This window comes from Paraburkholderia sp. EG286A (genome assembly GCF_040965375.1).
In the GTDB taxonomy this organism is placed as follows: Bacteria; Pseudomonadota; Gammaproteobacteria; order Burkholderiales; family Burkholderiaceae; genus Paraburkholderia.
The window spans coordinates 104,903-124,936 of sequence record NZ_JBFRCB010000009.1; the positions used below are offsets into that span (position 1 = coordinate 104,903).

A 20,034-nucleotide genomic window follows, 5' to 3' on the forward strand; every position below is an offset into this window, starting at 1 on the left:
GGTTAAACCGCGATTGTAGCGGATTAGCCGGTCAGATCGTAACGCGTTACGGGTAGGCCCTGGTTCTCAGGTACATTACTGGCTCTTTCGAGGGACACTGAGGTCGTTTTTTCCCGTACCGCGCAGATGCGCTGAATATACGCCTCACGCGGTTGCGAAAGAAATCCGTCCTGATAGGCGATTACCCGCAGCGCCGGCGTACAGACGGCCAATAACTCGCCCGGAGCGAGCAGGAAAGCGGGGTTCGATGGCTTTCCTACCGTTTCGTTGCCTTGCGCGAAGGTTTCGTAAATCAGGACGCCGCCCGGCGCCAGCGCCTCGATGAGACGGGGCATGAGCGGGCGATGCAGGTAGTTCGTGACGACGACGGCCGCGAAGCGGGCGTCCGGTGCGAGCGGCCAGGGCGCGCCTTCGAGGTCGCACTCTAACGTCGCGACACCCGCTACGTCATGCAACGTGGCGAGTGCGGCGGCGTCGCGATCGAGCGCCGTTACCGGGTGCCCCTGGCTGGCCAGCCAGCGCGTGTGCCGGCCCGCGCCGGAGGCCACGTCGAGCACCGTGCCGCCGGGCGCGATGAGGTGCGCCCAGCGGCGCACCCAGCGCGACGGCTCGGAAAGCCCATGGGCGTGCGAACCGGCGGCAGGCGTCGACGTCATCGGCGCGATCAGCTGTACGAGAGGCCCATGGCCTCACGCACGTCGCGCATCGTCTCGTTGGCGAACTTGCGCGCCTTGTCGCAGCCGTCCGCGACGATTGCACGCAGCAGCGAGGGGTCGTCCATGTACTTCTGCGCGCGCTCGAGCATGGGCTGCTGCTCGCGCAGGATGCCCTCGATCACGGGCTGCTTGCACTCCAGACAACCGATGCCGGCCGAACGGCAGCCCTTCTGCACCCAGTCGTGCGTCTGCTCGTCGGTGTAGACCTGGTGGAGCTGCCACACCGGGCACTTGTCCGGATCGCCCGGATCGGTGCGGCGCACGCGCGCGGGGTCGGTCGGCATGGTGCGGACCTTCTTCGTGATCGACTCGGCGTCTTCGCGCAGGCCAATGGTGTTGCCGTACGACTTCGACATTTTCTGGCCGTCGAGACCCGGCATGCGCGAGGCTTCCGTGAGCAGCACCTGCGGCTCCGGCAGGATGATCTTGCGCGAGCCTTCGAGGTAGCCAAAGAGGCGCTCGCGATCGCTCATCGAGAGGCTTTGCGACTCGGAAAGCATCGCGCGGGCCTGTTCGAGCGCCTCTTCATTGCCTTCCTGCTGATAGGCGTTGCGCAGCTCGTGGTAGAGCTTCGAGCGCTTGCCGCCCAGCTTCTTCGCCGCATCGTTGGCCTTCTCTTCGAAGCCCGGCTCGCGGCCGTACATGTAGTTGAAGCGGCGTGCCATTTCGCGCGCCATTTCGACGTGCGGCACCTGATCCTCGCCCACCGGCACGAGCGACGCACGGTACAGCAGGATGTCGGCGGCCATCAGCACCGGGTAGCCGAGGAAGCCGTAGGTACCGAGGTCCTTGTCGCGCAGCTTCTCGATCTGCTCCTTGTAGGTCGGCACGCGTTCGAGCCAGGACAGCGGCGTGCTCATGCCGAGCAGCAGCGCGAGTTCGGCGTGCTCGGGCACGCGGCTCTGGATAAAAAGCGTGGCCTGGTTCGGGTCGATGCCCGAGGCGAGCCAGTCGATCAGCACGTCCCAGACGTTCTTCTCGATGACATCCGGCGTTTCATAGTGCGTGGTGAGCGCATGCCAGTCGACCACGCAGAAGAAGCACGGATACTCGGACTGCAGGCGCACCCAGTTTTTCAGCACGCCGTGATAGTGGCCGAGGTGCAGCGACCCGGTGGGCCGCATGCCGGAGAAGATACGGTCTGGGAACATGATGTTATGAAAAGAGCGACACAAGTGGGGTAAGGATGGCCGTGACCGCGTCGTAACCTAGACTCACGAGCGGGCGCAGCCAGAATCGCGTGAAGATGCCACTCACGAGCAACCCCATCACGATGATGAAACCATAGGGCTCGATACGGGCGAGCGCAATGCTCGCGCGCGTGGGCAGGAGCGCCCCGAGCACGCGGCCGCCGTCGAGCGGCGGCAGCGGAAAGAGGTTCAGCACGCCGAGCACGAGATTCACGCCCACGCCGGCGGCGGCCATGCGCGTGAAGAACGGCTCGTCCACGCCGAGCACCGCGAGCCCCACGCCGAACACGCCCCATACGATGGCCTGCACGAAGTTGCACAGCGGTCCGGCCGCCGCGACCCACAGCGTGCCCCAGCGCGGATTGCGCAGATTGCTAAAAGCGATCGGCACCGGCTTCGCGTAACCGAACACGAACGCGCCGTTCGTCAGGAAATAGAGCACGAGCGGCATGGCGATCGTGCCGATCGGGTCGATGTGGCGCATCGGGTTGAAGGACACGCGGCCGAGCACATACGCGGTGTTGTCGCCGAGCATGCGCGCGACGTAGCCGTGCGCTGCCTCGTGCAGCGTGATCGCGAAGATCACGGGCAAGGCGTAGACGACGATCGTCTGAATCAGATTGGCTTCCATGGCGGGCTATTGTATCAATGCGTCAATGCGCGCTGGCCACGGTGATGCCGGGTTTATCCGCGCATGTCTCATCACGCCTCTTCTTCTTCGATGCCGAACGGCGCGAGCGCCCCCCGGCCCGGGCGCACGAGCACCGGTTCCTCGCCCGTGAGATCGATCACGGTAGACGGCTCGCACGGACATGCCCCGCCGTCGATCACGAGATCGAGCTGTTTCTCGAGGCGCTCGCGAATCTCCTCGGGGTCGTTGAGCGGCTCCGTGTCGGGCGGCAGGATCAGCGTGGTGGCCAGCAGCGGCTCGCCCAGTTCTTCGAGGATCGCCAGCGGAATCGGATGACCGGGCACGCGCAGGCCGATCGTCTTGCGCGACGGATGCGAGAGGCGCCGGGGCACCTCTTTCGTCGCCACCAGCACGAACACATATGGCCCCGGCGTCACCGACTTGATGAGCCGGTATTGGCGGTTGTCCACCATGGCGAAATTCGCGAGTTCGGACAGGTCCCGCACCATCAGCGAGAGCAGCGCCTTTTCGTCGAGCCCGCGGATGCGGCGCAGGCGTTCGGCGGCGTGCTTGTCGTCGATGCGGGCGGCGAGCGCGTAGCTCGAATCGGTCGGCAGTGCGATCACACCGCCGTCACGGATGATCTCCACCGCCTGCTTGACGAGACGCGGCTGCGGGTTTTCTGGGTGAAGCCGAAAGAACTGGGACATGGCAGTAATCAGCTGACGAATGGCGATGAAAACAGCGGGCGATGAAAGCAGCGGGACGATGCGCGAGAACGGCAGGCGACGGCACGTAGTTACCACAAAGCGACGACAAAGCGGGATTGACCGGCGCGAAACGCCTTGCAGCAAACCGGCGGGATCAGTGGGCCGCGCGCCGTGCGCGGCCTACAGCCATCGCTCCCAGACAGGCTTGAGGTCGGAAGGCAAAGGCGGCAGCGTGCCGGGCTCGATCGCGTCGGGCCCGGGCGCATGGAAGTCGGAGCCGCGCGACGCCTCGAAGCCAAAGCGCCGCGCAACGGCCGCGTACTCGCCGTACTGGTCGGGCGTATGGCTGCCGGTGACGACTTCGATGGCCTTGCCGCCCAGATCGAGGAATTCGCCGAAGAGCGTGTCGAATTCGAGCTGGGTGTAAGCATAGCGGCCCGGATGCGCGATGATCGCCTCGCCGCCCGCCGCCTTGATCCACGCGACGGCGTCGGCGAGCTTGGCCCAGCGGTGCGCGATGTAACCGGGCTTGCCTTCGCCGAGCCAGCGCGAAAACGCGTCCTGGGTGTTCTGCGCACGGCCGCTTTCGACGAGAAAGCGCGCGAAGTGGGTGCGCGAGACCAGGTCGGGATTCGAGACGTACTGGAACGCGCCTTCGTACGCGTCGGGAATGCCGAGTTCGCCGAGGCGCTCGCCAATCGCTTCGGCGCGCGCCGCGCGGCCGTCACGCGTGCGCGCGAGCCCGTCGACGAGCGCGGCGCACTCCGGATCCACATGCAAACCGACGATGTGCACCGTACGCGACGCCCAGGTGACCGAGATCTCGACGCCGCTCAGATAGCGCATGCCGAGCGCCTCGGCCGCCTCGCGCGCTTCGCGCTGGCCGCCGAGCACGTCGTGATCGGTGAGCGCCCACAAGCCCACGCCACCCGCTTTCGCCAGCTGCGCGACGGCAGCCGGGGCCAGTTGCCCGTCGGAGACAGTGGAGTGACAGTGGAGATCGGCGTTCATTGGATGCGTGAAAAGGATGAACGTTTATTTTACTGCAACGCAGTGAAGTCGTCGGGCGGCGCCGCGTGCCTCGCCGCCGCCCGAATGCGCACTCGAAGTGCCTTGTACTCAGGCGCAGAACGCCTCGATCAGGCGCGCGACCTCTTCCGGCTGGTCGTGGTGCACCATGTGCCCCGCCCCTTCGACGATCCGTTCACGCCAGTCGGGAAACGCCTCGAAACGCTTCTTGAATGCGTCGATGGGCACCGCCCCGGCGAGCCGCGCGAGCGTTTCGGACCCGGCTGCTTCGACGTGCAGCACCCTCGCGCTCACCTGCGACCAGATCGCCATCACCTCGTCGAGCTGGTACAGCAGCGGACCGCGCATCTTGTGCGCCGGATCGCCGAGCAGCAGGTAGCCGCCCTCGCCGTCGGGCTTCGACCAGTGCTGCGCGAGAAAGCGCGCGCGCGGTGCGATCAGACGCGGATTGGTCTTCACGAGCCGCGCGGCCACCTCGTCGAGCGACGCGTACGTGCGCAGTTGCGGTGGCGTGCGCACCTCGTCGAGCCACTCGCGCATGCGGGCCGGCGCCTGCCTGGGTGACGGCGCCGGCAGCCCGAAACCCTCCAGGTCGACCACGCGCCGCACGCGCTCGGGCCGCACACCCGCATAGAGGCAGACGATGTTCGCGCCGAGACTGTGCCCGACGAGATCCACCTGCCCCTCGGGCGCGTAATGGGCGAGCAGCGCATCGAGATCGGCGAGGTAGTCGGGGAACCAGTAATTGCTGCCCTGCCCCTGCGCAACGGGCCAGTCGGACAGGCCGAAGCCACGCAGGTCGGGCGCGATGACCTGCCAGTCGCCGCCGCGAACATCGAGCGCATCGACGACGAACTGGAACGACGCCGCCACGTCCATCCAGCCGTGCAGCATGAACAGCACGGGCGCGCCCTCGGCGCCCCAGCGGCGCACGTGCAGCCGGATGCCATTGACATCGACGAATTCGGATCGGGATTGATTCATTTGCGCCGCCGCAAAAAAGAATGATCGTTCGATTATATAGGCGCTGGGCGCTTGCAGTACGTCATCCGTTCGACTGACGCCCCGTTGACTGCTTCGAGGCGGTCTGTTCCGCGGCGTCCTGGGCCGCCAGCGTGTCCAGTTCGGCTTCGTCGAAGCCCGCCGAGCGGCGCGCCTCGAAGTTGAACGGACCGCGCATGCGCGGCGCGTGGTACTGCTCCGCGAGCGTGAGCCATGCCGCGTGCGGGTCGAGACCGCGCGCCTCGCACAGGTGGCGGAACCAATGGTTGCCGATGCGCACGTGTCCCACTTCGTCGCGCAGGATGATGTCGAGGATCGCGGCCGATGCGTCGTCGCCAGCCTGCTTCAGGCGCGCGCGGATGGGCGGCGAGGCGTCGAGCCCGCGCGCCTCCAGCACGCGCGGCACCAGCGCCATGCGCGCGAGCACGTCGGCGCTGGTGCGCTCGCACATCTCCCACAGGCCGTTGTGCGCGGGGAAATCGCCGTACGCGTGACCATAGTCGGCGAGCCGCGCACGCAGCAGCGAGAAGTGATACGCCTCCTCCGCCGCGACCTTGAGCCAGTCGGCGTAGAAGGCGTCGGGCATGGCGGGGAAGCGCCAGACCGCGTCGAGCGCGAGATTGATCGCGTTGAATTCGATGTGGGCCAGCGCGTGCAGCAGCACGACGCGGCCTTGAGGCGTGCTCATGCTGCGGCGCTGCAGCTCGCGCGGCTCGACGAGCGGTGGCTCGGCGGGGCGGCCAGGCAAGCCGGCCGGCGTCGGGATAACGCGCTGCGGCTCCCAGCGAGGCGCAGCGGCCTGCGCCTGACTCTGCACGTGCAGCGCGCGCACCGCATTGGCCTTGGCGACCGGGTCGCATTTGCGCAGCGCGGCAAGCGCGGCGAGGCGCCAGCAGGCGGGCTCGACATCGGTGGGTCCTGGGACATCAGCGCTCGCGCCGGCGGCAGAGAAAACGGAATTCATCGGCAAAAGAAACAGGGACCGAAAAGCGGGAGTGGAAAACTGTCGCGCGGGGGCGCCCGAAAAGCCCCCAAGCGGACCGCGCACGCAACCGTTTACAATACGCGATTCACCTGCCTCGCGTCGTGCGCAGCCGTTGCGCGTCGCCCGCAGACCGGCAGCAGCCCCGAAAGACACAGGAGACTCAACACCGTGGCCATCTACAAGCTTGGCGAAGCCGCACCGACCATTCACGAAAGCGTGTTCGTCGCGGACAACGCGACCGTCATCGGCAAGGTCGAACTGGCCGAAGACTCGAGCGTCTGGTTCGGCGCGACACTGCGCGGCGACAACGAGCCGATCACCGTCGGCGCGCGCAGCAACGTTCAGGAAGGCGCGGTGCTCCACACGGACCCCGGCTACCCGCTCACGCTCGAAGCGAACGTGACCGTGGGCCATCAGGCCATGCTGCACGGCTGCACCGTGAAGGAAGGCGCGCTGATCGGCATTCAGGCCGTGGTCTTGAATGGCGCGGTGATCGGCCGCAACTGTCTGGTTGGCGCGGGTGCGGTGGTCACGGAAGGCAAGGTGTTCCCCGATAACTCGCTGATTCTCGGCGCGCCGGCCAAAGTCGTGCGCGAGCTGACCGAGGCCGACATCGCCGGCCTCAAGCGCAACGCGGATGTCTACGCGCAGCGCCGCGAATATTTCAAGGCGCAGCTCGTGCGCATCGGCTGAGAGCGGCACGCTCTCGCCGTGTGCGGCGCGGGCCGCGCCGCCCCGATTGAAACGAAGGAAAAGATTGTGAACGACCAGTTGCAAAAATTCATGTTCAGCGCAGCGCCGGTGCGCGGCGAGATCGTCTCGCTGGGCAACACGTGGCAGGAAGTGCTCAAGCGCCGCCAGTATCCGGCGCCCGTGCGCACCGTGCTCGGCGAGATGATGGCGGCGTGCTCGCTGCTCTCGGCGAATCTCAAGTTCGACGGCACGCTGATCATGCAGATCTTCGGCGACGGCCCCGTGAAGATGCTGGTCGTGCAGTGCGGCTCGGATCTGACGATGCGCGCCACCGCCCGCCTCGGCGAAGACTTCACGGGCGAGAACGCCCTGCCGCTCGGCGAGGAACTCACGTTCGCCGACCTCGTCAATCCGGACGGCCAGGGCCGCTGCGTGATCACGCTCGACCCCGCGAAAAAGCAGCCGGGCCAGCAGCCCTATCAGGGCATCGTGCCGCTGAATGGCGAAGACGGCCCGCTCAAGTCGATCGCCGCCGTGCTCGAGCATTACATGCATCACTCGGAACAGCTCGACTCGCGCCTGTGGCTCGCCGCCAACGACGACCGCGCGGTCGGCATGCTGCTGCAGAAACTGCCGGGCGACGGCGGGATCGTGCCGCACCAGGGCGAGCACGACCTCGATACGTGGGAGCGCGTCTGCACGCTCGGCAGCACGCTCACGCGCGACGAAATGCTCAAGGAAGACGGCGAGACGCTGTTCCGCCGCCTCTTCTGGCAGGAGAACGTCCGTCACTTCGAGCCGCTTGCGCCGCGTTTCCAGTGTTCGTGCTCGCGCGAGAAGGTGGGCGCGATGCTCAAGATGCTGGGCCGCGAGGAAGTCGACGGCGTGATCGAGGAACGCGGTCATGTCGAGATTCATTGCGACTACTGCAATCAGCGCTATGAGTTCGACCCTGTGGATGTGGCGCAACTTTTTGCCGTGACGGGCCTCTCAGAAAGCGTGAGCCCCGCCGCGGAGCGTCGTCACTGAGGCAAACTGAGGCGCACAAGGGCACATTGAGGCGATAACACCGAGGCGGCGCAACGCGAGTTGCGTCGCCTCCCCGCGCAGCGGCACGCAGGCAGGACCGGGAACCGTGTTGAAATGCGGAGCTGCCTTCATCGCAAATTGCTTAGGCGTCCGACAGATGGAGAGAAGCATGATCAAGAACAGGCGCTTCGTACGTCCCTTCGCACGTCCACTACGCGAGCGCATGCCGCGCGTGAGCGCGTTGCTCGTACTCACAACGCTCGGCGCGGCCGTTGCGTCGACGAGCGGCTGCATGATGGACCCGCCGGGCCCGTCGCCAATCTACAGCCGGCTGCCCCCGGCGCAGTCGGGCCTCCCGGACAACGCGCCCGTGCTCACGCCCGACGAAAAAGCGCGCTACGACGCGATCGACCGTCAGGTACTCGCCGAGCAGGACAACGCCATGGCTGCGGAAGCTGCCGCACAAGCCTGGTCGCGCGCGTATGCGCCGCCGGTCTCCGTCTACGGCAGCTATTACAGCGGCGGCTGGGGGCACGGCTGGGGTACCGGGATTGGCTACGGCTATCCAGGTTGGGGCTGGTGATCGCGCGGCGTCGCGACGTGAACGCACACAACGAAAAAAGGCGCGGCTCAATGCCGCGCCTTTTTGTTTGCTCCTGGCTTGCTCGCCTGCTCGGCGCAAGCGGACCGCTCAACCCGCCTTCTTCGCTTCCTTCGCGTGCCCGTGCTTCTTCTCTGGCACACGCGAAACCGGGTTCGGCACCACCCTCACCGGCGCCGCCGACATCTCGCCGCGCGTCGAGGTATTCGACGAACCGCTCGGCGTAACCGGCGGCGTCTGGTTCGGCGAGACGAACTGCACGAACACCTCGCTGTCCTTCACCATGCCCATCTCATAGCGGGCCCGCTCCTCGACCGCCGCCGTGCCGTTCTGCAGATCCTGCACTTCGCCCGCAATGCGTTCGTTGCGCAGTTTCTCGTCGTCGTTCTGCTTTTGCTGCTGCGCGAGTTGCTGCTGCAGTTCGTGGACACGTAGCCAACCACCATGGCCCCACCAGAGCGGATACTGGATCAGCACGAGCAGGATGATCAGAACGACAGTGACAAGCCGCATGAAAGGTGCCGGATAAATACACGCCGCCCTGCGCTATACGCAGGGCGGCGGAGAGAGATGACGAAGGGTGACAGCAAGGCTGCTGCCGGCGCTGGGTCCGCTTAGCGGAGGTTATAGAACGCCGACTTGCCCGGGTAGCTGGCGATATCACCGAGATCTTCCTCGATGCGCAGCAGCTGGTTGTACTTCGAGATGCGGTCGCTGCGCGAGAGCGAACCGGTCTTGATCTGACCCGCGTTCAGGCCCACGGCGATGTCGGCGATCGTCGAGTCTTCGGTTTCGCCCGAGCGGTGCGAGATCACGGCCGTGTAACCCGCGCGCTTGGCCATTTCGATGGCCGCGAAGGTTTCCGTCAGCGTGCCGATCTGGTTGATCTTGATCAGGATCGAGTTGGCGATGCCCTTTTCGATGCCTTCCTTCAGGATGCGCGTGTTGGTCACGAACAGGTCGTCGCCCACGAGCTGGACCTTCTTGCCGAGCTTGTCGGTGAGCGTCTTCCAGCCGGCCCAGTCGCTTTCGTGCATGCCGTCTTCGATCGAGACGATCGGGAACTTGTCGGCGAGGTTCGCCAGGTAGTCCGCGAACTCCGTCGACGACAGTTGCAGGCCTTCGCCCGCGAGCTGGTACTTGCCGTCGTGGTAGAACTCGCTCGCTGCGCAGTCGAGCGCGAGCAGGACGTCTTCACCGGCGCGGTAGCCAGCCTTTTCAATGGCTTGCAGGATGGTCGAGAGGCACTCGTCGTTGCTGCCGAAGTTCGGTGCGAAGCCGCCTTCGTCGCCCACTGCCGTGCTCATGCCGCGATCCGAGAGGATCTTCTTGAGCGCGTGGAACACTTCCGCGCCGCAACGCAGCGCTTCGCGGAAGGTCGGCTGGCTCACCGGCACGATCATGAATTCCTGGATGTCCAGGCTGTTGTTCGCGTGCGCGCCGCCGTTGACGATGTTCATCATCGGCACCGGCAGTTGCATTGCGCCCGAGCCGCCGAAGTAGCGGTACAGCGGCAGGCCGGCTTCTTCAGCGGCGGCCTTCGCCACGGCCATCGAAACGGCCAGCATGGCGTTTGCGCCGAGGCGCGACTTGTTGTCGGTGCCGTCGAGCTCGAGCAGGGTCTTGTCGAGGAAGGCTTGTTCCGACGCGTCGAGGCCCATGATCGCCTCGGAGATTTCGGTGTTGATGTGCTCGACGGCCTTCAGCACGCCCTTGCCGTTGTAGCGGCCGGCTTCGCCGTCGCGCAGTTCGATCGCTTCGCGCGAGCCCGTGGATGCGCCCGACGGCACTGCCGCGCGGCCCATCGTGCCCGATTCGAGCAGCACGTCGCATTCGACGGTGGGATTGCCGCGCGAATCCAGAATCTCGCGACCGATGATATCTACGATTGCACTCATGGTTTCCTCAGGAAATGACAGTAATTCTTGCGCGAGCTGCGCCGCCTGCTGCATCGGCCCGCGAGGCACAGTTTCTATGCTCGTTCGGGGCACACCGTCACATGGGACAGGCTGCGTGCTCGCCAGGTTCAACTTGCCGCAGCGCGAGGCTCACGTTCCCGTGACCGATGCGCTGCCACGCTGCCTTGTACATCGAGCGCGGTGCGGTGGCTGCACTGCGCACAGCATGATGTCGTTGCATGACACCGCTGTGCGCGCGTTCCTGCGCCGCGCTGCTCCTCCATCGCGCCGCTCATGCAATCGAAGCGGCGCGCCGTACTACGTAATTCCCTGCTCAGCTGAAGTCGTTCTCGAGGAACGGCGTGCGCTTGACCGCCTGGTCGAGCGTCACGAGGGTTTCGAGCAGGTCGGCCATGCGGTTCAGCGGCACGGCGTTCGGGCCGTCGGACTTGGCCTGCGCGGGGTTCGGGTGCGTCTCCATGAAGAGACCCGCCACGCCCGTGGCGACGGCCGCGCGGGCCAGCACCGGCACGAATTCGCGCTGACCGCCCGAGCTCGTGCCCTGCCCGCCCGGCAACTGCACCGAGTGGGTCACGTCCATCACGACCGGCGCACCCGTCTCGCGCATGATAGCGAGCGAGCGCATGTCCGAGACGAGGTTGTTGTAACCGAACGAAACACCGCGCTCGCAGGCGAAGAAGCGGTCTTCGGAAAGACCTGCCTCGCGCGCGGCTTCGCGGGCCTTGTCGATCACGTTCTTCATGTCGTGCGGCGCGAGGAACTGGCCTTTCTTGATGTTCACAGGCTTGCCCGAGCGCGCGCACGCGTGGATGAAGTCGGTCTGGCGGCACAGGAACGCGGGCGTTTGCAGCACGTCCACGACCGAAGCCACGGGCCCGATCTCTTCTTCCGAGTGCACGTCGGTCAGCACGGGCAAGCCGAGCTGACGCTTCACTTCGGAAAGGATGCGCAGGCCCTCGTCCATCCCGAGGCCGCGAAACGACTTGCCGCTCGAACGATTGGCCTTGTCGTAAGACGACTTGTAGATGAACGGAATGCCGAGCTTCGACGTGATTTCCTTCAGGCGGCCCGCCGTGTCGATCGTCATCTGTTCGGATTCGACGACACAGGTGCCTGCGATCAGGAAGAACGGCTTGTCGAGGCCTACCTCGAAACCGCACAGATTCATGCTTTCTCCTCGGCGCGCGCCTCATGGTGCGCGACTGCCGCTTCGACATACGCCTTGAAGAGCGGATGGCCGTCACGCGGCGTGGACGTGAATTCCGGGTGGAACTGGACGCCGACGAACCACGGGTGCATGTCGCGCGGCAGTTCCATCATTTCCGGCAGATCTTCAGTCGGCGTACGGGCGCTGATGATAAGGCCGCCGGCTTCGAGCTTGGGCACGTAGCCGTTATTGACTTCATAACGGTGACGGTGACGCTCGTTCACGTCCTTGCCATAGATCTCTGCTGCGAGCGTGCCGGGCTTGATCGGGCAGCGCTGCGAACCGAGGCGCATCGTGCCGCCGAGGTCCGAGTCTTCGGTGCGCTTCTCGACCTTGCCTTCGCGGTCGGCCCATTCGGTGATGAGCGCGACGACGCGGTCGGGCGTGTCCGGATCGAATTCCGTGCTGTTCGCGTGCTTCAGGCCCACTACGTCGCGCGCGAATTCGATCACGGCGAGCTGCATGCCGAGGCAGATGCCGAGGTACGGCACCTTCGCTTCGCGGGCGTACTGGATGGCCTTGATCTTGCCTTCGGTGCCGCGACGGCCGAAACCGCCCGGCACGAGGATCGCGTCGAGATGCTTGAGGCTCTCGACACCTTCTTCGTCGATCTGCTCGGAGTCGATGTACTCGATGTTCACCTTCGCCGAGGTCTTGATCGACGCGTGGCGCAGCGCTTCGATGAGCGACTTGTACGACTCGGTCAGGTCGACGTACTTGCCGACCATGCCGATCGTGACTTCGTGCTTCGGATGCTCGAGCTTCTCGACCATTTCCGCCCAGATCGACAGATCGGCCGGCTTGGCGGAGAGCTTCAGTTCGTCGCAGACGATCGAGTCGAGGCCCTGGTCGTGCAGCATCTGCGGGATCTTGTAGATGCTGTCGGCGTCCCACACCGAGATCACGGCGTCTTCGGGCACGTTCGAGAACATCGAGATCTTCGAGCGCTCGTCGTCGGGGATGCGGCGATCGGCGCGGCACAGCAGCACGTTCGGATAGATACCGATTTCGCGCAGCTTCTGCACGCTGTGCTGCGTGGGCTTGGTCTTGAGCTCACCCGCCGTGGCGATGAACGGCACCAGCGTGAGGTGCACGAAGCACGCGCTGTTGCGGCCAAGGCGCAGGCTCATCTGACGCGCGGCCTCGAGGAACGGCAGCGACTCGATGTCGCCCACCGTGCCGCCCACTTCGACGATCGCGACATCCGGCTCACCGCACGTCGCCGATGCGGCGCCGCGTTCGATGAATGCCTGGATTTCGTTCGTGATGTGCGGAATGACCTGCACGGTCTTGCCCAGATAGTCGCCGCGGCGTTCCTTGCGGATCACCGATTCGTAGATCTGGCCCGTGGTGAAGTTGTTGGCCTTGCGCATCTTCGTGGTGATGAAGCGCTCATAGTGGCCGAGGTCGAGGTCGGTTTCCGCTCCGTCTTCCGTCACGAACACTTCGCCGTGCTGAAACGGGCTCATCGTGCCGGGGTCGACGTTGATGTAGGGATCGAGCTTGAGGAGGGTGACTTTCAGACCGCGCGATTCGAGGATCGCGGCGAGGGAGGCGGCGGCAATACCCTTGCCAAGGGAGGAAACTACGCCGCCGGTGACGAAAACATATTTGGTCATCGCTGGATGCTCGCGGGAAAAACGGATTATACCTGAAAGCAAGGGCTAACCCTGAATTTTGAGCGAGCCGAATATGGGTCGAACGCGATGCGCGACGCGTCGCCCCGCGCTCCACCCTGCCCCGCAAGCAACCGCGCCGGAAAGCGGCCGCTCAGGCTCCGTTTTCCATGGCGTAAAGCATGCGCTGCACCGCGCGCGCGGTCTCGATCGGACGCTCCATCGGATACAGATGACTGCCCTCGATCCACTCGAAGCGCTCGCCGGCGATGCGCCGAGTTGCCGCAAGCCCGACCTGGCGGACTTCGCGCGACTGCGTGCCCGCGAGGAAGCTCACCGGCACGGGCGAGCCGTGCGCGAGTCGCGCGCCGAGCGTGTGCGGCAGCGTGCGGTAGATCATGTATTCGGTCTGGCGGTCGAAGGCGAGCGTGCGGCCGCCGTCGACCGAAGTCTGAGGAATGCCGAAGTCCACATAGTCGGAAAGCACGCGCTCGTCCCAACGCGCGAACGCCGCCTTCGAATGGAAATGCCGCCAGGCCTCGTCGCGGCTCGCCCAGTCCGTGCGGCGCGTGCGCGTGGCGACGGCTGGCGACAGGCGCTCGTCGAGGCCGGTCCACTGCGAGACCCGCAGCATGCTGCTGCGCCAGCCCGCGATCACGGGCGAATCGAGCATCACGACGCCCTTGACCCACTGCGGTTTTTTCAGCGCGGCCATCAGCGACAGATAGCCGCCGAGCGAATGGCCGACGAGCCACACGGGCTCCTCGTAGCTGCGGCCGATGTCGTCGAGCAGCTGCTCGACGAGATGCGGCCAGTCGCGGGTGACGGGAAAGCGCGCGTCGTGCCCGATGCGCTCGATATAGCGCAGCTCGTAGTTGTCGCCCAGTTCGGCGAAGAACGTGCGATACGTCGAGGCCGGAAAGCCGTTCGCGTGCGAGAAATGGATGACGTTTTTCAAAGGCGGCGTGTCTCTCTATTTTGTTGATCTCTTTCGTCGTGCGCGCTTTCCTTCACGCTGCTAGCGGCCCGGCACGTCAGTCCTGCGTGGGCGGGTCCATCCAGTAGCGCCGCTGCGTATCGCGAAAGCGCTCGACGGCGAGTGCGCCGGGTCGCGCCTCGACGCGCACGGCGCCATGCGCGTCGCTGCGAGCGAGCACGATCTGGCGGGCCGCGTAGCGCGCGTAGACGCCCGGATGCGGGTGATGAAAGCGGTTCAGATAGCCTACCTGAAATATCGCGACGAGCGGCCAGACAGAATCGAGGAACGGTTCAGTCGACGAGCTGCGGCTGCCGTGGTGCGGCACCACCAGTACCTGTGCGCGCAGCCGCCCGCGGTCGCGCGCGACCAGCGTGCGCTCGCCGCCCGCTTCGATGTCGGCGGCGATCAGCGCGGATACCGGCGCTGCCTGTGCGTCGGACGCGGCGCTGGCCGCCGCCGTCGTCACCCGCAGGACGCAGCAATGCGCATTGGGTTTGCCCGCGAGCGGCCCGGGGTCGGGCCACAGCACCTCGAAGTCGACGCCGTCCCATCGCCAGCGCTGGCCGGCGGCGCACTGCACGGTCTGCGCGCCCTTCATACGCGCGCTCGCCCACAGCGGATGCGCGGGCAGAACGGCCGCCACGAATGCCCCTACGTCGACGGCATCGAGCACGGCTTGTGCGCCGCCCGCATGATCGGAGTCGTCGTGGCTGATCATCAGCGCGTCGAGGCGCCCTATGCCGTGCGCCTGCAGATACGGCACGACGATGCGCTCGCCCGCCTGGGTCGATTCGGGGCCCGGGCCCGCGTCGAACAGCAGGCGATGCCGGGCCGTCTCGACCAGCACCGACGTGCCCTGCCCGATGTCGAGCGCCGTGAGCCGGAAAGCGCCCGGCGGCGGCCCCGTGGGCGCGGGCACCAGTAGCGGCAGCCACGTGAACGGCGCGATCCAGCGCAGCGGCCAGCCGCGCGGCGCAAGCCACCAGGCGACGCCCACAGCTGCGCTGGCGAGCGGCCACGCCCCGGGTTGCGGCAGACGCAAAACCGCCCACGGCAAGCCCTCCAGCGCGCTCAGCGCCACAACGAGCCAGTCGAGGCAGATATGCGCCGCGCGCAGCGCGAGGGCGTCGATCGGCGCGGGCATCGCGGCGCTCGCGATCACCAGCGGCGCGACGAGCATGCTCACCCAGGGAATCGCAAAGGCATTGGCGATCGGACCGATGAGCGGTATTTGCGCGAACCAGTAGACCGTGAGCGGCGCGAGCGCCAGCGTCACGGCCCACTGCACGCGAGCGCCATCGCAAAGGCGTGACGCAAGACGTCGCATCGCGCCACGCCAGCCGCCCGGTGGATAGGCGATGGCGGCGAGACGTCGAAGCCAGCCGCCGCGCGCGGTTGGCTCCGCTAGTGGCTCAGATCGCTCGCGCATCGGATCGGCAGCGTCCGCGGCAGCATCTTGCGGCGCGTCCCTGTGCAAGCGCGGCACGCCACTCGCTGCGAAGAGGATCGCCGCGACCGCGCAAAACGAGAGCCAGAAGCCGGCTGCGGTCACCGCCCACGGATCGCGCAGCAGCACGAGCCCGAGCGCCCACGCCAGCACGTGCGAGCGCGCGACCTCGCGCCCGGCGCACAGCGCGAGCGCAACGACCGCCAGCATCCAGAGCGCGCGCTGCACCGGCACGTTGAAGCCGGCGAGCGCGGCATAGACGCCCGCCGCCAGCAACGCGCCCGCAACGGCTACCTTCTGCGCGGGCACGATGAGCGGCGCCTCGACGCCGCGCCAGCGGGCGCGCCGCCACAGTGCGCCCGCGATCCCCCCGGCGAGCCCCGCGACGAACGCGAGGTGCAGCCCGGAGATCGCCACCAGATGGCTCGTGCCCGTATTGCGCATGAGACGCCTGTCCGCGTCGCTAAGCGCGTCCTGCGCGCCGGTGGCGAGCGCAATGACGATGCCGCGATGCGGCGCGTCGCCGAGCACCGCGTCGATGCGCGCACGCAGCGCGGCACGCGCCCGCTCGATGCGCACGCCGATGCCGCTGGCGTCAACGGGCAGAAGCACGGCATGCCCGGGATCGCTCACGTAGCCGACGGCGCGCACGCCGCGCGCGAGCAGCGCGACTTCCGTATCGCGCAGGCCGAAGTTGCCGTTGCCATGCGGGCGTTTGAGCCGCACGGCGAGGCGCCAGCGCGCGCCGGGCACGAGCGGCGGCAGCGGCGCTTCGCGCGCCACCCACGACAGTTGAATCAAATGCGGTAGCGGCGTGGCGGCTTTGTGCGTTGCCCAGGATTCGACACGAAAGAGGAAGCTTGCGCCGTTCGCGCCGTAAGAAGGCAAGCTGGAAATATAGCCGGTGATGGTGATGTTGCGCGCCTGCCAGGCAGCGGGAAGCGCCTCAGCAAGCCGCGTTTCGGCGCGCCACGCCGCGTAGCCGAAGCCCGCGCATCCGGCCGCAAGCCACACCGCCGCCCAGCCGAGCGCCATACGCCAGCGTCGCGCGCAAGCCAAGCCGAACGCACGGCGCGCCGCCTCGTGAGATTCGTCCGCCGGTGGCGCGGCGCCCAACGCCCACGCGGCCCACCCGGCCGCAAGCGTGCTTGCCAGAACGAGCCCGACCCATGCGCCCCACCCCGGCAACGCCGCCTGTCGCTGCAAGACAATCACGCCCAGCGCAAACCCGCACCAAATCGCCCGCATCCCGCCTCCTCGCAACGAGGGGGCTCAATGCCCGGGCCGCGTCAATCGCGCCGCTCCAAATGCACGCCGTGCACGCCACCCTGGAAACGATTATGCAGACGAAAGCGCGAGCCGCGGCAGCGCAGCCGCCGCGTTAGCCGTCGTGCCAAGTGCGAGTTCCTCGGGGCTCAAGCCCCGCAAGCCCGCGAGCACGGCGCCGATGCGCGGCACCTGGTCGGGCGTGTTGCGCGCGCGATAAAGCCAGGCGGGCGAAATATCCGGCGCATCGGTTTCCATGACGATGGCCTCGAGCGGCAACTGCTGCGCGAGCCTGCGAATCTGCAGCGCGCGCTCGAACGTCACATTGCCGCCGAAGCCCAGATGCATCCCTTGATCGATGAACGCTCGCGCCTGCTGGAAGCTGCCGTTGAACGCATGCGCGATGCCGCTTTTCACGCCGTTGCGGCGCAGCCCCTTGAGCACCTGATCCTGCGACTTGCGCACATGGCAGATCGCCGGCAAGCCGAACTCGCACGCAAGGCGCAGCTGGGCATCGTAGAAGTGCTGTTGACGCGCCTCGTCGAGGCCCGGCACGAAGTAATCGAGCCCGATCTCGCCAATGCCGACGAAGCGCGGATCATCGAGACTCGCTTCGATCTCGCGGCGCAACACTTCAAGGTCTTCGTCGCGCGCCTGCGGCGTATAGAGCGGGTGAATGCCGAGCGCGTAGACCGCGCCCTGGGTGCGGTGCGCGAGCGCGCGCACCACTTCGAAGTTCTCGCGCGCCACCGCCGGGATCACGATGCGCGACACGCCCGCCGCGCGCGCCGCCGACGCGACCGCGTCGCGGTCGGCGTCGAACTCGGCGGCATCGAGATGGCAGTGCGTATCGATCCACATGGCGCTCGCTCGCGGGAAGGCTCAGACCGGCACGACCGGTTCCTCGTGCAGCATGCCGTCGCGCAGGCGCACAATGCGGTCGCAACGCGCCGCGAGGTCGGCATCGTGCGTGACGATCACGAAGCTCGTATCGAACTGGTCGGAGAGTTCGAGCATCAGGTTGAAGACGTTATCCGCTGTCGCGCCGTCGAGGTTACCCGTGGGCTCGTCGGCGAGCACGCATGCGGGCTTCGTCACGAGCGCGCGCGCGATGGCCACGCGCTGGCGCTCGCCGCCCGACAGCTCGCCCGGCCGGTTGCGCGCGCGATGCGAGAGGCCAACGCGCTCGAGGATCTGCATCGCCTCGGCACGCGCGTCTTCCTGCGTCATGCGGCGAATGCGCAGCGGCATCGCCACGTTGTCGAGCGCCGAAAACTCCGGCAGCAGATGGTGGAACTGATAGACGAAGCCCAGCGCGCGATTGCGGAGTTCGTTGCGCTCGCGCTCGGACAGCTCGGTGAACGGCTTGCCGAGCACCGAGACCTTGCCCGCGCCCGGCTCGTCGAGTCCACCGAGCACGTGCAGCAGCGTGCTCTTGCCCGAGCCCGACGCGCCCACCACGGCGAGCTTCTCGCCGCGCTTCACTTTCAGATCGGTGTCGTGCAGTACCTGCACGGCAAGCGGGCCCTGGCCAAACACCTTCGAGACACCGTGCGCTTCGAGCACGTACGGATAATCGCCAGCCGCGGCGATCAGCGATTGACGGTCATTCATAGCGCAGCGCCTCCGCGGGACGAACCTTGGCCGCGCGCCAGCTCGGATAGAGCGTGGCGAGCGCGGACAGCACGAAGGCGATCACGCCGATGCGGATCACGTCGGAAGGCACGAGTTCCGAAGGCAGCTCGCTGATGAAATACACCGAAGGCGGCAGGAACTGGATGCCGAGCAGATGCTCGATCGCCGGCACGCTCCATGGAATGCTCCATGCGATCAGGCAACCGAGCGCGATGCCGATGGCCGTGCCCACGAAGCCGATCGTCACGCCCTGCACGACGAAGATCTTCATGATCGAGCCCGGCTGCGCGCCGAGCGTGCGCAGGATCGCGATATCGGCCTGCTTGTTGGTGACGGTCATGACGAGAGACGAAACGAGATTGAACGCCGCGACCGCGATGATGAGCGTGAGAATGATGAACATCATGCGTTTTTCGATCTGCACGGCCGAGAACCAGGTCTTGTTCTGCTGCGTCCAGTCGCGGATATAAAGATCGCCCGAAAGCGTATGCACGAGCTGGCGCGCCACCGCTGGCGCGCGCTGCATGTCCTTCAGGCGCAGGCGCACGCCGCTTGGCGCGCCGAGGCGATAGAGCACTTCGGCGTCGCGGATGTTGGTGAGCGCGAGCGTGCTGTCGTACTCGTAGTGGCCCGACTCGAACACCCCCATCACCGTGAACTGCTTCAGGCGCGGCAGCATGCCGGCCGGCGTGATCGAACCCTCGGGCGCGACGAGCGTGACCTTGTCGCCCACCGTCACGCCCAGGTTCACGGCGAGATCCGCGCCGAGCACGATGCCGAAGCTGCCGGGCGTGAGGTCGTTCAGGCTGCCCGCCTTCATTTCCCTGCCGATGTCCGAAACCTGCGGCTCCTCGGAAGGCTCGATGCCGCGCAGCGCGACGCCGTTGACGCTGTCGCCGCGCGTGAGCAGCGCCTGGGCGTCCACGTAAGGCGCCGCGCCGATGACTTCAGGATTGGTCTTCGCTTCCTTCGCGGTGAGCTGCCAGTCGGGCATCGTGCCGGTGGGCGAAAAGATCTCGATGTGCGCGAGCACGGAAAGCATGCGGTCGCGCACGTCACGCTGGAAGCCGTTCATCACCGAGAGCACGACGATCAGCGCCGCGACGCCGAGCGCGATGCCCGACATCGATATGAGCGCGATGAACGAGATGAACCCGTTGCCGGTCGTGCGTTTGCCGGCGCGGGTGTAGCGCCAGCCTATCTGCCATTCGTAGGGAAGTTTCAAGCGAATCCTTTTGCGTCTTCGTTGCGCTCCGGCGCCGTATTGACCCTGGGGCCAGTGCGCCGGACGGCCGGAGAATATCGTGCCGGGTCGGGCGGCGATCAACCGCGAAGTTTGCCACACTGGCGGCGGGTCACGGATATTCGACGAAGTTCCC

At 66.5% G+C, this 20,034-nt stretch carries 19 protein-coding genes; 3 read left to right on the top strand and 16 right to left on the bottom strand.

What is annotated here, in order from left to right:
- Positions 1–23: 23 nt before the first annotated feature.
- The 7 genes from AB4Y35_RS34005 to AB4Y35_RS34035 all read right to left on the bottom strand — a co-directional run bounded on the left by AB4Y35_RS34005 (position 24) and on the right by AB4Y35_RS34035 (position 6,242).
- Complete coding sequence (locus AB4Y35_RS34005) at positions 24–656, bottom strand: class I SAM-dependent methyltransferase (RefSeq protein ID WP_368707865.1); 633 nt, start codon at positions 654–656, stop codon at positions 24–26.
- A gap of 8 nt (positions 657–664) precedes the next feature.
- The gene (locus AB4Y35_RS34010) at positions 665–1,867 is read right to left on the bottom strand and encodes a tryptophan--tRNA ligase (RefSeq protein WP_042264918.1); all 1,203 of its coding nucleotides are present in this window, start codon (positions 1,865–1,867) and stop codon (positions 665–667) included.
- A 4-nt stretch (positions 1,868–1,871) separates the two neighbouring features.
- Complete coding sequence (locus tag AB4Y35_RS34015; RefSeq protein ID WP_233881344.1) at positions 1,872–2,537, bottom strand: site-2 protease family protein; 666 nt, start codon at positions 2,535–2,537, stop codon at positions 1,872–1,874.
- A gap of 71 nt (positions 2,538–2,608) precedes the next feature.
- Positions 2,609–3,247, bottom strand: coding sequence for an L-threonylcarbamoyladenylate synthase (locus AB4Y35_RS34020; RefSeq protein ID WP_368707866.1), 639 nt, complete (start codon positions 3,245–3,247; stop codon positions 2,609–2,611).
- A gap of 180 nt (positions 3,248–3,427) precedes the next feature.
- Positions 3,428–4,258, bottom strand: a complete 831-nt coding sequence (locus AB4Y35_RS34025) for a 3',5'-nucleoside bisphosphate phosphatase (protein ID WP_368707867.1) — start codon at positions 4,256–4,258, stop codon at positions 3,428–3,430.
- A 108-nt stretch (positions 4,259–4,366) separates the two neighbouring features.
- Positions 4,367–5,260, bottom strand: a complete 894-nt coding sequence (locus tag AB4Y35_RS34030) for an alpha/beta fold hydrolase (RefSeq protein WP_368707868.1) — start codon at positions 5,258–5,260, stop codon at positions 4,367–4,369.
- 61 nt (positions 5,261–5,321) lie between these two features.
- Positions 5,322–6,242 carry a ferritin-like domain-containing protein gene (locus AB4Y35_RS34035; RefSeq protein ID WP_368707869.1) on the bottom strand — a complete coding sequence of 307 codons (921 nt, stop codon included), beginning with the start codon at positions 6,240–6,242 and terminating at the stop codon, positions 5,322–5,324.
- A 189-nt stretch (positions 6,243–6,431) separates the two neighbouring features.
- On the opposite strand from AB4Y35_RS34035, the gene AB4Y35_RS34040 reads away from it, so the two are divergent.
- The 3 genes from AB4Y35_RS34040 to AB4Y35_RS34050 all read left to right on the top strand — a co-directional run bounded on the left by AB4Y35_RS34040 (position 6,432) and on the right by AB4Y35_RS34050 (position 8,568).
- Complete coding sequence (locus AB4Y35_RS34040) at positions 6,432–6,956, top strand: gamma carbonic anhydrase family protein (RefSeq protein ID WP_322029757.1); 525 nt, start codon at positions 6,432–6,434, stop codon at positions 6,954–6,956.
- A 66-nt stretch (positions 6,957–7,022) separates the two neighbouring features.
- A complete protein-coding gene (hslO, locus tag AB4Y35_RS34045) occupies positions 7,023–7,985 on the top strand; it encodes an Hsp33 family molecular chaperone HslO (RefSeq protein WP_368686203.1) in 963 nt (320 codons plus the stop codon).
- Positions 7,986–8,208: 223 nt separating this feature from the next.
- Entirely contained in the window at positions 8,209–8,568 is a 360-nt protein-coding gene (locus AB4Y35_RS34050) for a hypothetical protein (RefSeq protein ID WP_368707982.1), read from the top strand.
- Between the two features lie 108 nt (positions 8,569–8,676).
- On the opposite strand, the gene ftsB is transcribed toward AB4Y35_RS34050, so the two are convergent.
- The 9 genes from ftsB to AB4Y35_RS34095 form a co-directional block, all read right to left on the bottom strand.
- Positions 8,677–9,099 (bottom strand): cell division protein FtsB, encoded by a 423-nt coding sequence (gene ftsB, locus AB4Y35_RS34055; protein WP_324160854.1) that lies wholly within the window; start codon positions 9,097–9,099, stop codon positions 8,677–8,679.
- 101 nt (positions 9,100–9,200) lie between these two features.
- Positions 9,201–10,484 (bottom strand): phosphopyruvate hydratase, encoded by a 1,284-nt coding sequence (gene eno / locus AB4Y35_RS34060; RefSeq protein WP_064268981.1) that lies wholly within the window; start codon positions 10,482–10,484, stop codon positions 9,201–9,203.
- Positions 10,485–10,818: 334 nt separating this feature from the next.
- Positions 10,819–11,673, bottom strand: a complete 855-nt coding sequence (gene kdsA / locus AB4Y35_RS34065; RefSeq protein WP_028204156.1) for a 3-deoxy-8-phosphooctulonate synthase — start codon at positions 11,671–11,673, stop codon at positions 10,819–10,821.
- Positions 11,670–13,331 carry a CTP synthase gene (locus AB4Y35_RS34070; RefSeq protein ID WP_069265538.1) on the bottom strand — a complete coding sequence of 554 codons (1,662 nt, stop codon included), beginning with the start codon at positions 13,329–13,331 and terminating at the stop codon, positions 11,670–11,672. Before AB4Y35_RS34070 ends, kdsA begins: the two co-directional genes overlap by 4 nt.
- Positions 13,332–13,482: 151 nt before the next feature.
- Positions 13,483–14,286: an alpha/beta fold hydrolase gene (locus AB4Y35_RS34075; RefSeq protein WP_368707870.1), complete on the bottom strand. Its 804-nt coding sequence runs from the start codon at positions 14,284–14,286 to the stop codon at positions 13,483–13,485.
- A gap of 76 nt (positions 14,287–14,362) precedes the next feature.
- A complete protein-coding gene (locus tag AB4Y35_RS34080; protein WP_368707871.1) occupies positions 14,363–17,002 on the bottom strand; it encodes a ComEC/Rec2 family competence protein in 2,640 nt (879 codons plus the stop codon).
- A gap of 90 nt (positions 17,003–17,092) precedes the next feature.
- Positions 17,093–17,881, bottom strand: coding sequence for a TatD family hydrolase (locus AB4Y35_RS34085; protein ID WP_368707872.1), 789 nt, complete (start codon positions 17,879–17,881; stop codon positions 17,093–17,095).
- 21 nt (positions 17,882–17,902) lie between these two features.
- Positions 17,903–18,634, bottom strand: coding sequence for a lipoprotein-releasing ABC transporter ATP-binding protein LolD (lolD, locus tag AB4Y35_RS34090; RefSeq protein ID WP_368686207.1), 732 nt, complete (start codon positions 18,632–18,634; stop codon positions 17,903–17,905).
- Positions 18,627–19,880, bottom strand: coding sequence for a lipoprotein-releasing ABC transporter permease subunit (locus AB4Y35_RS34095; protein ID WP_368707873.1), 1,254 nt, complete (start codon positions 19,878–19,880; stop codon positions 18,627–18,629). The genes lolD and AB4Y35_RS34095 overlap by 8 nt, the downstream gene beginning before the upstream one ends.
- Positions 19,881–20,034 lie beyond the last annotated feature (154 nt).

Excerpts from the sequence above, each read along its gene's own strand:
- lolD (WP_368686207.1), bottom strand. The coding sequence starts at position 18,634 with ATGAATGACCGTCAATCGCTGATCGCCGCGGCTGGCGATTATCCGTAC.
- AB4Y35_RS34085 (WP_368707872.1), bottom strand. The coding sequence starts at position 17,881 with ATGTGGATCGATACGCACTGCCATCTCGATGCCGCCGAGTTCGACGCC.
- AB4Y35_RS34030 (WP_368707868.1), bottom strand. The coding sequence starts at position 5,260 with ATGAATCAATCCCGATCCGAATTCGTCGATGTCAATGGCATCCGGCTG.
- kdsA (WP_028204156.1), bottom strand. The coding sequence starts at position 11,673 with ATGAATCTGTGCGGTTTCGAGGTAGGCCTCGACAAGCCGTTCTTCCTG.
- AB4Y35_RS34025 (WP_368707867.1), bottom strand. The coding sequence starts at position 4,258 with ATGAACGCCGATCTCCACTGTCACTCCACTGTCTCCGACGGGCAACTG.
- AB4Y35_RS34020 (WP_368707866.1), bottom strand. The coding sequence starts at position 3,247 with ATGTCCCAGTTCTTTCGGCTTCACCCAGAAAACCCGCAGCCGCGTCTC.
- AB4Y35_RS34035 (WP_368707869.1), bottom strand. The coding sequence starts at position 6,242 with ATGAATTCCGTTTTCTCTGCCGCCGGCGCGAGCGCTGATGTCCCAGGA.
- AB4Y35_RS34005 (WP_368707865.1), bottom strand. The coding sequence starts at position 656 with ATGACGTCGACGCCTGCCGCCGGTTCGCACGCCCATGGGCTTTCCGAG.
- AB4Y35_RS34050 (WP_368707982.1), top strand. The coding sequence starts at position 8,209 with ATGCCGCGCGTGAGCGCGTTGCTCGTACTCACAACGCTCGGCGCGGCC.
- AB4Y35_RS34070 (WP_069265538.1), bottom strand. The coding sequence starts at position 13,331 with ATGACCAAATATGTTTTCGTCACCGGCGGCGTAGTTTCCTCCCTTGGC.
- eno (WP_064268981.1), bottom strand. The coding sequence starts at position 10,484 with ATGAGTGCAATCGTAGATATCATCGGTCGCGAGATTCTGGATTCGCGC.
- AB4Y35_RS34010 (WP_042264918.1), bottom strand. The coding sequence starts at position 1,867 with ATGTTCCCAGACCGTATCTTCTCCGGCATGCGGCCCACCGGGTCGCTG.
- AB4Y35_RS34080 (WP_368707871.1), bottom strand. The coding sequence starts at position 17,002 with ATGCGGGCGATTTGGTGCGGGTTTGCGCTGGGCGTGATTGTCTTGCAG.
- ftsB (WP_324160854.1), bottom strand. The coding sequence starts at position 9,099 with ATGCGGCTTGTCACTGTCGTTCTGATCATCCTGCTCGTGCTGATCCAG.
- AB4Y35_RS34015 (WP_233881344.1), bottom strand. The coding sequence starts at position 2,537 with ATGGAAGCCAATCTGATTCAGACGATCGTCGTCTACGCCTTGCCCGTG.